This window comes from Komagataeibacter xylinus NBRC 15237, assembly GCF_001571345.1.
Lineage (GTDB): Bacteria > Pseudomonadota > Alphaproteobacteria > Acetobacterales > Acetobacteraceae > Komagataeibacter > Komagataeibacter xylinus.
Genome location: NZ_BCTP01000035.1, coordinates 1 through 15,480 on the forward strand (window position 1 = coordinate 1; position 15,480 = coordinate 15,480).

Consider the following 15,480-nt stretch of genomic DNA (forward strand, 5'->3'; position numbering starts at 1 on the left):
GCCGCCTTTTTGAAAAAAGGCGGCACCCAAAAACTTTTATCACTCTTCATTCCAACACAGACGGACAACGCCGGATAATGAGCACCAACATCCCCTCCACCACGGTCGAGCTCAGCTTCGCCCACCCGCCGCGCCTTGCCATCGTGGTCAGCCGCTTCAATGAAGAGGTAACCCATGGCCTGCGCGATGGCGCACTGGCGTGGCTGAAGGAACACGCCATTTCCATGCGTGATGAAGATGTGATGTATGCACCCGGCGCATATGAACTGCCGCTCATCGCGCAGACGCTGGCAAAGACCGGCCGCTATGATGGCGTGGTGTGCCTTGGCTGCGTGGTGAAGGGGGATACCGCGCATTTCGAGTTCATCAGCCTCGGGGCAGCGGTTGGCCTGCAACAGGCGGCGCTGAACACGGATGTGCCGATCGCCTTTGGCGTGCTCACCACCTACACCGATGAACAGGCCATCGTACGCTCGCGTGATGACGTGCACAACAAGGGCCGCGAAGCCGTGGCCGCCTGTGTTGAAAGTCTCGCATTGCTTCAGAAAATCAGAGGCTGTTAAAGTAAGGCCGGGCCACATGAATGGCTGAAAACAGCCTTTCTGCGGTTCTGTTTTGGGTGACAGGAATGGCGGATGCGGCAGCTTACCTTCCTCGCCGGGGCATTCGGTGTCGGTCTTACGATCTGGATGCTGGGGCGCTTTGGCCTGCATGACATCCTCGGGCTGGTCGCGGCCGGAGGGTGGAGCATTCCTGCCATCATCATTTTCCATGCAACCCAGGTCTGCGCCTCGGCGCAGGCATGGCGCCTTCTGGCCCAGACCGGGCGGCCAAAGCTGGCCTTTGCCGATTTCTTTGCCCTGCGCTGCGCGCGCGAGGGCATCAACAACCTGCTGCCCGTAGCCCAGGTGGGCGGTGAGGTCATTACCACCCGCCTGCTCGCCCGGCGTGATGATACAGGCATAAAGCAGGCCGCCGCCTCGACCATATGCGACCTGACCATCGAGTTGCTCAGCCAGGTCACCTTCACGCTCATCGGGCTTGGCGTGCTGTTCTGCCTCGTCAACCGCTCGCCCGTGACCGATGAACTGATGGAAAGTGCCGTCGCTGCCCTGCTGCTGGGAGCCGTGTTCTTTGGCAGCCAGTACCTGGGCGCCATTGCGCTGGTGGAAAAGCTGCTGGTGCGCATTGCCGCCCATCTGGGGTGGGACGGGGTGGACGACATCCGTGGCCTGCATGCGCAGATCCTGATGCTGTACCGCACCCGCGAGAATTCGCTGCGCGCGGGCGCGCTGCAACTGCTGGGGTGGTCGCTTGGCACGTTCGAGGTTTTTGTGGTGCTCGCGGCGATGGGCCACCCGCTTTCGCTTGCTGACAGTTTCGTGATCGAGAGCGTGGGGCAGGCCGCGAAATCGGCCGGGTTTGCCGTGCCGGGCGCGCTTGGCGTGTCGGAGGGCGGTTATATCCTGATTGGCGGGCTGTTTGGCCTTTCCCCACAGGAGGGGATTGCGCTGTCGCTGATCAAGCGCCTGCGCGAGATTGCCTGGGGCCTGCCCTCGCTTGTGGCGTGGCAGGTCATGGAAATGCGCTGGGTCCGCCCCGATCCCGCCAAGGATATGCGCCTGCCCCATCAGTCTTGACCGGGCAGGGCCGGTTTTTTGTAAAAGAGTGTTACCCAGCAAATAATTGATGCAAGATAGACATGCCCCGCAGCCCTCTTTTTTCATCAGGGCTGCATCTTTCAAGGCTTTTTGAAAAAAGCTTTACCAAAAACTTCTTTATGGTGTGCCGGTTTTTTCGTGGGTGGGTTTTTCAGGCCCCATAAGCCGCGCTGGCATCCGTGCCATCGGCATAAGCCCCAGCGGTAAAGAACCACCTTGCATCGGCACCGCATCATGGGCCAAACCGTACCTCTTCACCGACTGCCGCGTTCATGCGGCACGGGGTCAGGTTTCTGAAGGGCTGAATACTCGTCATGCTATCGGTACCGCTTGGGCGTCTTGTCGCTTTGTGTTCCCGCCATGCCATTGCTGTCGTGCTGGCATTTGCCGTGCTGATTGCTGGCGCGACCTATGCCAGCTACGCGCTGCTTGGCGTCACCACCGATACGGACCAGATGTTCTCGTCCTCGCTGGACTGGAAGAAGCGCTCGGATGAAATGGGCCGCCTGTTCCCGCAAAAGCAGGACCAGCTCGTGGTCGTAATCGACGCGGCCCTGCCCGAGGAGGCACAGCAGACAGCGCTCGGCCTTGCGGCAAAACTGCGCGGCGACCATGAGCACTTCAATTACGTCACCACGCCCCAGACCGATCCGTATCTGGTGCGCAACGGGCTGATGTTCCTTGACCCCAAGGCGCTCGAGCGCGTGCTCAACACCACCATCACCGCCCAGCCCTTCCTCAGCGAACTTGCGGCCGACCCATCGGGGCGCGGGCTGTTCAGCGCGCTCAACCTGATTGCACTCGGCGTGGCGCAGGGGCAGGCCGATCTTGGCAACTTCCATGCCGCCCTTGATGGCTTCGCCACCACGTTGCAGCATTCGGTCGATGGCACGCCGGAGCCCCTTTCATGGGAGCGGCTGCTGGCGGGCGACCTCGCCGACCTTGGCGGCAAATTCCAGTTTGTCGTGACCCAGCCCAAGCTGGATTATGATTCCTTCCAGCCCGGCGGCGCGGCATCAGACGCCATCCGGGCTGCTGCCAACGACCTACCTTTCGTCAAGAGCGGGCGGGCGCATGTGCACATAACGGGTGATACCCAGATCGCGGATGAGGAATTCGCCACCGTGGCCGAAGGCATGGTGGCGGGCCTGCTCGGCTCGCTGGTGCTGGTCACGCTGTGGCTGATCCTGGCGGTGCATACGTGGCGCATCATCGTGCCCATCATCATCACGCTGGTATCGGGGCTGCTGCTCACCACCGGGTTTGCCGCCATCGTGGTGGGCAAGCTCAACCTGATCTCGGTGGCGTTCGCCATCCTGTTCGTGGGCATCGCGGTGGACTTCGCCATCCAGTTCTCGGTCCGCTTTCGCGCGCAGGCCAACCCCGATGGGTCCGCACTCAGCCTGCCCGCGGCCCTTGAGCAGACCGGCAACGAGACCGGTCACCAGATCCTGGTGGCCGCCATGGCCACCTCGGCAGGGTTCCTGGCCTTTACGCCCACCGCCTTCGTGGGGGTTGCGCAACTGGGGTTGATTGCCGGTTTCGGCATGGTGTTCGCCTTTATCTGCACGCTCACGCTGCTGCCCGCCCTGTTTCGGCTGTTCCGCCCCACGGCGGGGCATGGCACGATCGGCTTTGCCTTCGCGCGGCCCATCGACATCGCCATCCGCCACCATCGCAAGCCCATCCTTGCGGGCTTCGTGGTTGTGGCGCTGGTGGGGCTGGCGCTGGTGCCGCGCCTGACCTTCGATGCCGACCCGCTGCATACCAAGAACCCCAAATCCGAGGGTATGGTCACGCTGGGCATGCTCATGTCCGAGCCGCAATACTCGCCCTATACGGTCGATGTGCTGATGCCTGACCTCAAGCAGGCCGCCGCCATGTCGGACCGGCTCTCGGGCCTGCCGCTGGTGCATGACGCGCTGTGGCTCGGCTCTATGGTGCCTGCCGACCAGAAGACCAAGCTGCCGCTGATCCAGGATGCGGCCAACATCCTGCTGCCCACCCTGATCGTGCCCGACCCCAAGCCCGCGCCCGATGCCGATGCCCTGCGCAATGCCGCCGCCAAGACGGCGGGCGACCTTGGTGGCGTGCTGGACAAGCTGCCCGCCAACGACCCGCTGCGCCGCATCCAGTCAGCACTCGCACAACTGGCGAAGGCCGATGATGCCCGCGTGCTGGCCACCAACGAGGCGCTGGTGCGCTTCCTGCCCATGCAGCTGAACATGCTGCGCGACATGCTGCAGGTTAAGGAAGTGGGCATCAGCGACGTGCCGCAACAGCTTGCGCGTGACTACCTGCTGCCTGACGGGCGCGCACTCGTCGAGGTCCACCCCAGCCATGACATGCAGGGCAACCGCGCCCTGCACCAGTATGTGGGCGAGATACAGAAGATCGCCCCCACGGCGGCGGGTTCGGCCATCGACATCGTGCAGAGCGCCGCGACCATGGTGCATGCCTTTGTGACCGCGGCCGGGGCGGCCATTGTCATGATCGCCATCATCCTCGCCGTGGCCCTGCGCAAGCTGCTTGATACGGCGCTGGTGCTGGCCCCGCTGCTGCTCTCCGCGCTGATGACGGTCATCCTGATCATCGTGGTGCCCGAGCAGCTCAACTTCGCCAACATCATCGCACTCCCCCTGCTGCTTGGCGTAGGCGTGTCGTTCAACATCTATTTCGTCATGAACTGGCGGGCGGGCATCAGGTCGCCGCTGTCCAGCCCCACGGCACGCGCGGTGCTGTTCTCGGCGCTGACCACGGGCACGGCGTTCGGCTCGCTGGCAGCCTCGCACCATCCGGGCACGGCCAGCATGGGCCGGCTGCTGCTGCTCTCGCTGGCCTGCACGCTGATCGCGACCCTGATCTTCGTGCCCGCCCTGCTGCCCAAGCGCGCGATTGATGAGGAATGAGCCGGTAGGGGGAAACAGAAAAAAGGCCGCATCCCCTCGGGGTGCGGCCTTTTTAGTTATAAAAGTTTTTGGGTGCCGCCTTTTTTCAAAAAGGCGGCGTCTTTTGAAGCTTTTTGAAAAAAGCTTCACCAAAAACTTTTATCTTCAGGATTTGAACCAGACCTCGACCGGCCCCGTCACCTTCATGGTCATGGGGTTGCCAAAGCGGTCGGTACCACGGCCCACGGCCAGGCGCACCCAGCCTTCGCTGATGCAGTATTCCTCGACATTATTTTTCTCGATGCCCTTGAAGCGCACGCCAATGCCGCGCTCGAGCAGGGCTTCGTCATAAAAGGGGCTGGTCGGATTGACGGACAGGCGATCGGGAGGGGTATCGGTCATGACTGGTCTTTTTTCCGTATGCTGAACGTGAAACGCTGTCTGACATAGCGCCAATGCGGTTACGCTCCAACACCCTCCGCTTCATCTTCCTCCACCACACGGATGGTGGCCTGCCCACGGGTTATGTCGGTAATGCGCGTGCGCACCTCCGCCTCACGCGCCACGGGCACGGTTATGTGCAGGCCAACACCCTCGGCACCAAATTCCTCGGCCATGATCTGGCAGTCCATGGCCTCAAGGCGCGCGCGCAGCAGCGCATGCTCGGAAAAGCCGCAGCAAAAGGTCAGCCCCACCATCTCCACAATCGGCACGCGCGGGGCCGTGCGCAGGCATTCCGCCGCCGTGCCGCCATAGGCGCGCACAAGGCCGCCAGCACCCAGCTTGGTGCCCCCAAACCAACGCGTGACCACGACTACCGTGCGGTCAAAGCCCTGCCCCTCGATCACCTGCAATATGGGGCGGCCCGCCGTGCCGCCCGGCTCGCCCGCATCATCGCTGCGATAGGTCTGGCCAATCAGGTAGGCCCAGCAGTTATGCGTGGCATCGGGGTCGCTGACGGATGCGATGAATTTCATGGCCTCGGCAGGGGTGGCGACGGGAGCCGCCTGGGCCAGGAAGATGCTTTTTTTTACCTCGCGCTCCAGCATGGCGGGGGCGCTGAGCATAAAGCGTTCCGGCGTGCTCACGCCTCCGCCTCCTCCATCGCCCCCGTAAACAGGCTGACCAGATCGCCCAGATGCCCGATTTCATGCAAAACCAGCCCGTCAGGGGCGGAAGGCTTGCGATTGCCACGCGCGATGCGGCGCGGCAGGAATGCCTGCTCGAAGCCCAGCTTGTGCGCCTCCTTGAGCCGCGTATCGGGCTGCGAGACCTGACGCACCTCGCCTGAAAGCCCGACCTCGCCAAAATAGACCGAGCCCGCGCTGGTAGGCTGGCCGGTGGCTGCGGAAACAAGGGCGGCGGCCACCGCCATGTCGGCGGCAGGCTCGCCCACGCGCAACCCGCCCGCAATGTTGAGGTGCACGTCCATGGCGTTGAGCTTGATGCCGCAACGCGCCTCGAGCACGGCAAGCAGCATGTTCAGCCGCCCCGTCTCCCACCCCACCACGGCACGACGCGCGCCCCCGTCACCCGCCTTGGGGGAAAGCAGGGCCTGCACCTCGAGCAGCACGGGGCGCGTGCCCTCCATGCCCGCGAATACGGCGGAACCCGCGATATGCCCGCGCCGCTCGGCCAGGAACAGGGCGGAGGGGTTCGGCACTTCCTCCAGCCCCTGATCGGTCATGGCGAACACGCCAATCTCGTCAGTCGCGCCAAAGCGGTTCTTGGCCGCGCGCAGGATGCGGAACTGGTGGCCGCGATCACCCTCGAAATACATCACCGCGTCAACCATGTGCTCAAGCACGCGCGGGCCTGCCAGCGCCCCTTCCTTGGTCACATGCCCCACGAGGATAAGGCTGAAGCCGCGCTGCTTGGCCAGCCGGATGAGTTCGAACGCACATGCCCGCACCTGGCTGACGGTACCGGGCGCGCTCTCCACCGTTTCCATCCACATGGTCTGGATCGAGTCGATCACGACAAGGGCCAGATCCTTCTCCGCCTCGAGCGTTGCCACGATGTCGGCCACGTTGATGGCGGCGGCGAGTTCCAGCGTGGGCGCTTCCAGCCCCAGCCTGCGCGCGCGCATGCGGATCTGGTCCACCGCTTCCTCGCCCGAGATATACATCACCTTGCGCCCCGCGCGTGCCAGCGCGCATGCACCCTGCAGCAAAAGCGTGGACTTGCCGATGCCGGGATCACCCCCCACCAGCACCACCGAGGCCGGCACCAGCCCGCCGCCCAGCACGCGGTCAAGCTCGCCGATATGCGTTTCAATGCGTGGTGGTGGCGGCGTATCACCCGCAAGCCCCACGAGGTTGATGCGCCCGCCCGAGCGCCTGCGCGCGTTGGTGCCGCCGGTGGCGGTAGGCTCGACCGTTTCCTCGACAATGCTGTTCCACGCACCACACGCATCGCACCGGCCTGACCATTTGGGAAAGACCGCCCCGCAGGACTGGCAGACAAAACGGTTAGCGGGCCGACGCGCCATGATGGCTCCTTGGGCAAGAACAGATCGTGTATATCATATATGGAACGACCGGCCGCCTCGCCAAACGGGAAAAGTTTTTGGTGAAGCTTTTTTCAAAAAGCTTCAAAAAGAACGCCGCCTTTTTGAAAAAAGGCGGCACCCAAAAACTTCTGTCTTTTCAGTTATTTCCCTACATCCACCTTGATTGGCCCCTCGCGGCGGCCGTGGGTGAACTGGTCCACCACCGGGTTGCCGCTATCGAACAGGGTGGAAGGCAGGCCCTGCCAGATCAGCCTGCCTTCATACAGCATGCCCACCCTGTCCCCGATGCGCTGTGCGGAGGCCATGTCGTGCGTAATGGCAATGGCGGTGGAGCCGAGCTTGCGCACGCAATCGGCAATCAGCCCGTCAATTACCGCCCCCATGATGGGGTCAAGGCCGGTGGTGGGTTCATCAAAGAACAGGATCTCGGGCCGTGCGGCAATGGCGCGGGCCAGCCCCACGCGCTTTTGCATGCCGCCTGACAGTTCGGCAGGCGAAAGCGCGCCCACGGCGGGGTCCATGCCCACCTGCTCGAGCAGTTCGCCCGCGCGCGTGCGCGACTGGGCGCGGGTCAGGCGCGGGCCGTGGCCCATGCGGGCAGCGGCGGTGAGGCCGAAGGTCACGTTCTCCCACACGCTCAGGCTGTCGAACAGCGCACCGTTCTGGAACAGCATGCCGATCCGCGCCATGTAGGGCTCGCGCTGGCGCGGCGTAAGCGTGGTCACGTCCACGCCATCGATCTCGATGGAACCGGCATCGGGCGTGATCAGGCCGAGGATGCAGCGCAGCAGCACCGACTTGCCGGTGCCCGAGCCGCCAATGACCACGAACGACGTGCCACCCATGACATCAAGGTCCACCCCATCGAGCACCACCTTGGGGCCAAACGCCTTTTTCAGGCCGCGAATGCGGATCTTGGGGGTTGGTTCGGTCATTGCGAGAAGAACACATCCGTCAGCAGGTAATCGAAGGTCAGCAGCAGGATCGACGCCGCCACCACGGCTGCCGTGGTCGCCGCTCCCACGCCCTCGGCCCCGCCACGGCTATGATAGCCGTGGTAGCAGCCCATGAGCGTGATCAGGAAGCCGAAGATCGCCGCCTTGACCAGCCCCACCGTCACATCCATCACCTTGAGCGAGGCGATGGTGGCCGCGATATAGGCCGAAGCCGAGAAGTCCAGCTTCATCACGCATACGGTAAACCCGCCCAGTACGCCCAGTATGTCGGCAATCAGCACCAGGAAGGGCAGCGCCAGCGTGCCCGCCACCAGCCTTGGCGTGACGAGGTATTTCATGGGGTTGGTGGAGAGCGTGGTCAGCGCGTCGATCTGGTCGGTCACGCGCATGGTGCCGATCTCGGCCGACATGGCCGCCCCCACGCGGCCCGCCACCATCAGCCCCGCCAGCACCGGCCCGAGTTCGCGCGTGACCGCAAGGATCACGATGCCCGCAATGGCATTCTGAGCATGGTACTGGGCAAAGCCGGTATAGGATTGCAGCGCGATCACCCCGCCCGAGAACAGGGCGGTCAGCGCCACCACGGGCAGCGAGAAATACCCGATCTCGACCAGCGAGCCCCACAGCGTGCGCCAGTAAAACGGCGGGCGGACAACATGCGACAGCGCCACGGCCCCGAACAGCGCCACCTTGCCGGCCATGCGCACCATGTCCAGAACGGCCCTGCCCAGCCCCGCAACAAAATCGAGAATGCCGTTCACCATGCCTCCCGCGCATAAGGATAATGGTCCGACCACACGGCAGGCGCGGCAGACCTGTCCCTGCCGTAGCGCGGCAGGCCACCCACGTCAAAGCGAAAGCGCATGACCCCGATGGGCCGCCTCAGCGCGCCGGTGTCGCCCGTGCCCGGCGCGCGCTGGCATGCCGCCAGATATTGCACGCCACCGTGCAGCACACGCCCCCCATCACCACCACCGCCAGCGGCGTGGGGCTGCGAAAGGTAACATGGCCCAGAATGAAGCCGCTGCCTGCGGCGAGCGAGAACTGGATCGTGCCCATCAGCGCCGAGGCGCTGCCCGCCTGGTGGCCATGATGGGTAAAGGCCAGCACCGTGGCGTTCGGCCCGATAAAGCCAAGGCTGCCGGTAATGCAGCCCACCAGCACGCACACCAGCAGCGGGTGCGCAGGCCCCGCAACCCCCGTGAGCGACAGGACAAGGCACGCGCAAGCCGCCATCACGATGGCCAGAATGCCGTAGTCAAGCAGGCGCGAGAGATCGATATGATGCACCAGCCGCCCGTTGACCTGCGCACAGGCGATGAACACCCCGGCATTCAGCCCGAAGAACACGCCAAACTGCCCCGGCGTAAAACCCAGCAGGTGCTCGAACACCATGGGGGCCGAGGTGATGTAGGCGAACATGACAAAAGAGGAGAAACTGTTGATCAGCGCGCTCGACATGAACACCGGCTCGCGCACCAGCCCTGCGTAGCGGCTGATCATGCCGGTGGGCGAGAATGCGATGCGCCGCTCGGGCGGCATGGTGTCGGGCAGGCTTGCAATGACTGTGACCAGACCCAGCACGCCATAGCCCACCGCGATCCAGAAAATCCAGCGCCAGTGCCCGAACGAGAGCACGAGGCTGCCCAGCGAGGGCGCCAGGATGGGCATGACGCCAAACACCAGCATGAGCTGCGACATGATGCGCGCGCCCACCGCCCCCGTGGCCACGTCACGCACGATGGCACGCGGAATGACCGCGCAGGCCGCCCCGCCAAGGGCCGCGATGAACCGGCACAGGCAGAACAGCCCGAAGCCCCCGGCCAGCGCGCACCCCACCGAGCCGATGATGAAGAAAACAAGCCCGCCCAGCAGCGGCACCCTGCGGCCCAGCCGGTCGGAGATGGGGCCCATGCTGAACTGCCCCACCGCCAGCCCCGCGAACCACGCGGCCAGCGTGACCTGGCTGCTGCCCGCGTGCCCGCCCACGAGTTCACGATCCATGACCGGGAAGGCGGGCAGGTACATATCCGTCGCCAGCGGCCCGATGGCCGTGAGCAGCCCGAGCAGGGCAATCATCCAGAACGGCATGGCAGGGGCGGGACGGCTACGGGCAGGCATGGGAAATCCACGGCAGGAGAAACATGACGGCGCGAGACGGCGCCGCCGGTGCATATCCCCGTATTTCAGGCAGGTTGTCCATGCGGAATGGCTGCATGCACCCCGTGCTGAAAAAGTTTTTGGTGAAGCTTTTTTCAAGAAGCTTCGATAACGCCGCCTTTATTTAAAAAGGCGGCGCACCGAAGCTTTATCCCTCACGCCCCGCAATGAAGCACGGGTTCAGACGCCAAAACTGGCCACAAGGTCGATCAGCCCCACCTGGCGGTGGCGCTCGAGGCGGCCTGCGACGAGCACGGCGCGGGCCTCGGCAATGGCCTGATCGAGGTCGGAATTGATGATAACGTGATCGAATTCGTTCCAGTGCGAGATCTCATCACGCGCGGCCTGCATGCGGCGTGCGATCTCATCGGCCTCGTCAGACGCGCGGCCATTGAGGCGGCGCTCGAGTTCCTCGATCGAGGGCGGCAGCACGAACAGGCTGATCACGTCATCGGGCAGCGCCTCGCGGATCTGGCGGTGGCCCTGCCAGTCAATGTCGAACACCATGTCACGCCCATCGGCGAGCGCCTGCTCGACCGGCGCGCGCGGCGTGCCGTAGCCACGGCCGAACACGGTGGCCCATTCCAGCATCTCGCCTGTCTCGGCCATGCGGTTGAATTCGTCCATGCTGCGAAAATGGTAGTGCACGCCATCGCTCTCGCCGGGGCGGGGCTGGCGCGTCGTGACCGAGACCGAGTGCAGCAGTTGCGGCTCGGAGGCGCGCAGGGCATTGGCAATGGTGGACTTGCCCGCACCCGACGGGGCGGAAATGACCAGGCAGACCCCCCTGCGCCTGACCGGCGCCACGGGGGTTGGGCGGGTGGGGGTGGCGGGCTGGCTCATGCGGCTCTCCTTGGTCGGCGGTCCTGTGCAAATGCAGGCCGGGTAGGCAAACGGGGTAGCGCAGTTCTAACAGGGTGTATGTATTCTGCGAATATGAAACAGGATTCGATACTCATCACAGGCGCCTCGTCCGGAATCGGGCGTGGTCTTGCCCTCGCCCTCGCACGCCCCGGCCGCACGCTGCACCTTGGCGGGCGCAATGCCCGAAACCTTGAGGCCGTGGCCACCGCCTGCATCGCACGCGGGGCGGATGCCCGCGTGAAAGTGCAGGACGTGCGCGACGCGGGCGGCATGGAAGAGTGGATCACGAAAGCTGGCACGCTCGACCTCGTCTTCGCGGGTGCTGGCATTACCGCCTCGACACGGGGCGGGGCGGATGCGCCCTATGAGCCTGATGCCCAGATCCGCCGCATGTTCGACACCAATATCGATGGCGTGCTGAACACGGTGCTGCCCGCGCTGCAGGTCATGCGCGGCCAGCCACGCGGGGTTGACGGAGTGCGCGGGCGTATCTGCGCCATGGCCTCGGTGGCGGGGCTGGTGTCGTTTCCCGGCACGCCATCCTATTGTGCCTCCAAGGCGGCGGTGGACCGCTTCATGGTGGCGACGGGGGCGAACATGAAGCGCGCGGGCATTGTCATGACCAGTGTGAGCTGCGGGTTCGTTGCCACCCCCATGACCGCGCAGAACAATTTTCACATGCCCGGCCTGACCCAGACGAATGATGCCGTGCAGGCCATCCTGTCCGGCATTGCACGCGGCAAGCGGCGCATCGCCTTCCCGTGGTGGCTGGCGGCGGGTTCGCGCTTCATGGACCTGCTGCCCATCCCGATTGCCGAGCATTACTACTTCCGCCAGCCCGCGGGCCAGGCAGGCACCATGCCCGAAACCGGGCTGACGCCGGACGCCGCCCCGTCTTCATGACCATCACGACCCGCAAAACCGGAAGAAACGGCACGGCCATGAACAGCGAACGCCAGAAGTGAACCTGTGCCGCGTTTTCATCCTGCGCCCGGTGGCAACCACGCTCATGGCGCTGGCCATCCTGCTTTCGGGCGTATTCGCCTACCGGCTGCTGCCGGTGGGCGACCTGCCCAACATCGCGGTGCCGGTCATCTATGTCATGGCAACGCAGCCCGGTGCCTCGCCACAGCAGATGGCCAGTTCCGTCACCACCCCGCTCGAGCGCAGGCTGGGGCAGGTGGCGGGGGTGAGTTCGATTGAATCGGATTCAAGCCAGGACAGCGCCTTCATCCTGCTCATGTTCAATGAATCGACCAATATCGACGCTGCCGCCAATGATGTGGAGGCCGCCCTGCGCGCCGCCCGCGCCGACATGCCCGCAACCCTGCAGTCCCAGCCGCAGTACTGGAAGGCCAACCCCTCCGACAACCCGATCCTGATCCTGGCCCTCACATCGGACACGCAGCCGGTCTCGGAGCTGTACGACATTGCCAAGACGCGCCTGCAACCCCTGCTTGCTCAGGTGCAGGGGGTGGGGTGGGTCGAGATCACGGGCAGTTCCGCGCCCGCCGTGCGGGTGGACCTCAACCCGTGGCCCCTGCTCAAATACGGGCTGGGGTTCGAGGATATCCGCTCGGCGCTGGCCTCGGCCAATGCCAACACGCCCAAGGGCATCATCGAAAACGACACCACGCGCACCATGCTGGCCACCAATGACCAGGCCCGCACCGCCGCCGAGTACCGCGACCTCGTGATCGGCTACCGCGACACCCGCCCCGTGCGGCTGAGCGATGTGGCCACCGTGCGCAATGGCGTGGAGAACGAACGCCAGATCGGCTATCTCAACGGGCACCAGGCAGTCATGGCCATCATCCGCCCGCGCGCCGGCGCCAATGTCATCCGCGTGACCGATGACATCAAGGCCCGCATTCCCGCCCTGCGCACCGCCCTGCCGCGCGGGGTGATGCTGAGCCCGGTCATGGACCGCTCGATCACCATCCGCGCCTCCCTCGCCGATACCAAATGGACGCTGCTGGCCTCGGTCGTGCTGGTGGTGGGCGTGGTGCTGGCCTTCCTGCGCACGCTGCGCTCCACGCTGATCCCGGCCATTACCGTGCCCATCTCGCTGGCGGGCACGCTGGCGCTGATGTCGGTGTTCGGCTTCTCGCTCGATATCCTCTCGCTCATGGCGCTGACCATCGCCACGGGCTTCGTGGTGGATGACGCCATCGTGGTGCTGGAAAACATCGCCCGCCACATGGAGGCCGGGCTGAACCGGCGCGAGGCGGCGCTGAAGGGTTCGCGCGAGATCGGGTTCACGGTGCTGTCCATCACCATCTCGCTCGTGGCCGTGTTCCTGCCGCTGCTTTTGCTGGCGGGCACGCCGGGCAAGGTGTTCTTCGAGTTTTCCATGACGCTGGCCATCACGGTCACGGTGTCGCTGCTGCTGGCGCTGAGCCTCACCCCCATGATGTGCAGCCTGTTCCTTGAAGTGGGCGAGATCGCCCCCCTGCCCCCCACGGCGCCGTGGTGGCGCCGGTGGCCGCGCCGGGCGGGCGATACGCTGGAGGTGGGCTACGGGCACCTGCTGCGCGCCTACGAGCGCACGCTTGACGTGGCGCTGCGCCACCATGTGCTCACCGCCCTGACCCTGCCGGCAAGCCTTGCGGTAATGATCGGCGTGATCGTGCTCATGCCCAAGGGCATATTGCCCAAGGAGGACGTGGCCATGGTCATGAGCTTCTTCCGCGCTGACCAGACCACCTCCTTCCCCGCCATGAAGGAGAAGATACGCGCCATCAGCAACGCGCTCGCGACCGACCCGGACACGGAGGAAGTCGTGGCCTTTTCCGGCGATACCAACATCGAGGGGCAGGCCTTCGCGCAGTTGCACGACCGCGCGGCGCGCAATGATACTATCGACGACATGATCACACGCGTGCATGACCGCCTCGCCGCCATACCGGGGCTGGACATATCGCTGTTCTCGGCGGGTGACATCAGCGGTGGCGGCGGGCGGCAGAAGGAGGGCGCCTACCGCTACCAACTGACCAGCGACAACGCCGATGACCTGTACAAATGGGCCCCGCTCCTGACCGCGGCACTGCGCGCGAACCCGGTGATGCGTGATGTCACCACCGATGTCATGAACAATGGCTCCGCCATCCATGCCGACATCATCCGCGATCTTGCCGCGCGTTACCTGATCACGCCGCAACTGGTCAGCAACACGCTGTATGATGCCTTTGGCCAGCGCACGGCGTCGAACATCTCCACCTCGCTCACCACCTATCATGTGGTGATGGAGGTGGCGGATGCGTACCGCACCAGCCCCGAGATCCTCAATTCCATGCGCATTTCCACCTCCGGCGGGAGTGCAGGCGGCGGCACGGTGTCGAACACGGTGCGCGCGCGCACGACCACCACCACGCAGGCCAGCCGCAGCACGCAACTCAGCCAGCAATCCTTTCGCAACCAGGTCGCCAACCGGCTGGCAGGCGGGGCCGGGGCCTCGAACGGGTCGGCTGTCTCGTCAAGCACCGAGACCATGATCCCGCTCTCCGATGTGGCGCGCCTTGAGCCGCGTGTCACGCCCATCACCGTCTCGCATCAGGACGGGTTCGTCTCGGCGGCCATTTCCTTTGACCTCGCACCCGGCATGGCGCTGAGCGATGCCTCGACCGCCATTGCGGACACCATGATCCGGCTGCATGTGCCGCCCTCCATCCATGGTGGCTTCAGCGGGCAGGCGGCGCAGTTCAGATCCGCCATCATCAACGAGGTGCTGATCTTCATCGCGGCCCTTGTCACGATCTACGTGACCCTGGGCATATTGTATGAAAGCTACATTCACCCGCTGACCATCATGTCCACCCTGCCCTCGGCGGGGGTGGGGGCGGTGCTTGCCCTTTGGGCGCTGGGGCAGGAGTTCTCGCTCATCACCATGATCGGGATGATCCTGCTCGTCGGCATCGTGAAGAAGAACGCCATCCTGATCGTGGATTTCGCGCTGCATGCCGAGCGTGACCGGGGCATGGACCCCGCCCCCGCCATACGCGAGGCATGCATCCAGCGCTTCCGCCCCATTCTCATGACCTCGCTTGCGGCAGCCCTTGGCGCCGTGCCGCTGATCACCAATAGCGGCTACGGCATGGAAATGCGCCGCCCGCTGGGCATTACGGTGGTGGGCGGGCTGATGATGAGCCAGTTGCTGACACTTTACACCACGCCGGTCATCTATCTGTACATGGAGCGCATCCGTGTCGGAACGCACCGACTGGGCCAGCGTGTGCGCGCGCGGATGCGGCGATAAGCGGTTGTTTAAAAATCAAAAGTTTCTGCGTGCCGCCTTTTTTCAAAAAGGTGGCGTTCTTTCGAAGCTTTTTGAAAAAAGCTTCACCAAAAACTTTTTCCTGATTGCAGGTCATTCCTGAAATGGCATTTCAGGCAGCTAAAAAAATTTTCCCAAAGCGAAAAAAAGGGGCTTGCGGGGTGCG

13 protein-coding genes are annotated in these 15,480 nt (G+C 64.4%); 6 read left to right on the top strand and 7 right to left on the bottom strand.

What is annotated here, in order from left to right:
• Window positions 1-77 precede the first annotated feature (77 nt).
• From ribH to GXY01S_RS12320, 3 genes are all read left to right on the top strand, one after another.
• A complete protein-coding gene (gene ribH, locus GXY01S_RS12310; RefSeq protein ID WP_061275522.1) occupies window positions 78-563 on the top strand; it encodes a 6,7-dimethyl-8-ribityllumazine synthase in 486 nt (161 codons plus the stop codon).
• A gap of 72 nt (window positions 564-635) precedes the next feature.
• A complete protein-coding gene (locus GXY01S_RS12315) occupies window positions 636-1,640 on the top strand; it encodes a lysylphosphatidylglycerol synthase domain-containing protein (protein ID WP_061275524.1) in 1,005 nt (334 codons plus the stop codon).
• A gap of 335 nt (window positions 1,641-1,975) precedes the next feature.
• Complete coding sequence (locus GXY01S_RS12320; protein WP_061275526.1) at window positions 1,976-4,570, top strand: MMPL family transporter; 2,595 nt, start codon at window positions 1,976-1,978, stop codon at window positions 4,568-4,570.
• Between the two features lie 144 nt (window positions 4,571-4,714).
• On the opposite strand, the gene GXY01S_RS12325 is transcribed toward GXY01S_RS12320, so the two are convergent.
• The 7 genes from GXY01S_RS12325 to gmk form a co-directional block, all read right to left on the bottom strand.
• On the bottom strand, window positions 4,715-4,951 hold the full coding sequence (locus GXY01S_RS12325; protein ID WP_061275528.1) for a DUF3297 family protein: 237 nt from the start codon (window positions 4,949-4,951) through the stop codon (window positions 4,715-4,717).
• Window positions 4,952-5,010: 59 nt separating this feature from the next.
• The gene (locus GXY01S_RS12330; RefSeq protein ID WP_061275530.1) at window positions 5,011-5,637 is read right to left on the bottom strand and encodes an IMPACT family protein; all 627 of its coding nucleotides are present in this window, start codon (window positions 5,635-5,637) and stop codon (window positions 5,011-5,013) included.
• Window positions 5,634-7,040, bottom strand: a complete 1,407-nt coding sequence (gene radA / locus GXY01S_RS12335) for a DNA repair protein RadA (protein ID WP_061275532.1) — start codon at window positions 7,038-7,040, stop codon at window positions 5,634-5,636. Before radA ends, GXY01S_RS12330 begins: the two co-directional genes overlap by 4 nt.
• 161 nt (window positions 7,041-7,201) lie before the next feature.
• Window positions 7,202-7,996 (bottom strand): ABC transporter ATP-binding protein, encoded by a 795-nt coding sequence (locus GXY01S_RS12340; RefSeq protein WP_061275534.1) that lies wholly within the window; start codon window positions 7,994-7,996, stop codon window positions 7,202-7,204.
• Window positions 7,993-8,778 carry an MlaE family ABC transporter permease gene (locus GXY01S_RS12345; protein ID WP_061275567.1) on the bottom strand — a complete coding sequence of 262 codons (786 nt, stop codon included), beginning with the start codon at window positions 8,776-8,778 and terminating at the stop codon, window positions 7,993-7,995. The genes GXY01S_RS12340 and GXY01S_RS12345 overlap by 4 nt, the downstream gene beginning before the upstream one ends.
• 121 nt (window positions 8,779-8,899) lie before the next feature.
• Complete coding sequence (locus GXY01S_RS12350; protein ID WP_061275536.1) at window positions 8,900-10,138, bottom strand: multidrug effflux MFS transporter; 1,239 nt, start codon at window positions 10,136-10,138, stop codon at window positions 8,900-8,902.
• 219 nt (window positions 10,139-10,357) lie between these two features.
• Window positions 10,358-11,020 carry a guanylate kinase gene (gmk, locus tag GXY01S_RS12355; RefSeq protein WP_061275538.1) on the bottom strand — a complete coding sequence of 221 codons (663 nt, stop codon included), beginning with the start codon at window positions 11,018-11,020 and terminating at the stop codon, window positions 10,358-10,360.
• Window positions 11,021-11,113: 93 nt separating this feature from the next.
• Here gmk and GXY01S_RS12360 point away from each other — a divergent pair, with 93 nt between their 5' ends.
• Genes GXY01S_RS12360 through GXY01S_RS18225 form a run of 3 tightly spaced genes read left to right on the top strand, consistent with a single transcriptional unit; the run spans window position 11,114 to window position 15,417 of the window.
• Window positions 11,114-11,944: an SDR family NAD(P)-dependent oxidoreductase gene (locus GXY01S_RS12360; RefSeq protein ID WP_061275540.1), complete on the top strand. Its 831-nt coding sequence runs from the start codon at window positions 11,114-11,116 to the stop codon at window positions 11,942-11,944.
• 58 nt (window positions 11,945-12,002) lie between these two features.
• Window positions 12,003-15,296, top strand: coding sequence for an efflux RND transporter permease subunit (locus GXY01S_RS12365; protein WP_061275542.1), 3,294 nt, complete (start codon window positions 12,003-12,005; stop codon window positions 15,294-15,296).
• Window positions 15,244-15,417 (top strand): hypothetical protein, encoded by a 174-nt coding sequence (locus GXY01S_RS18225; RefSeq protein WP_156470311.1) that lies wholly within the window; start codon window positions 15,244-15,246, stop codon window positions 15,415-15,417. Before GXY01S_RS12365 ends, GXY01S_RS18225 begins: the two co-directional genes overlap by 53 nt.
• Window positions 15,418-15,480: the final 63 nt, after the last annotated feature.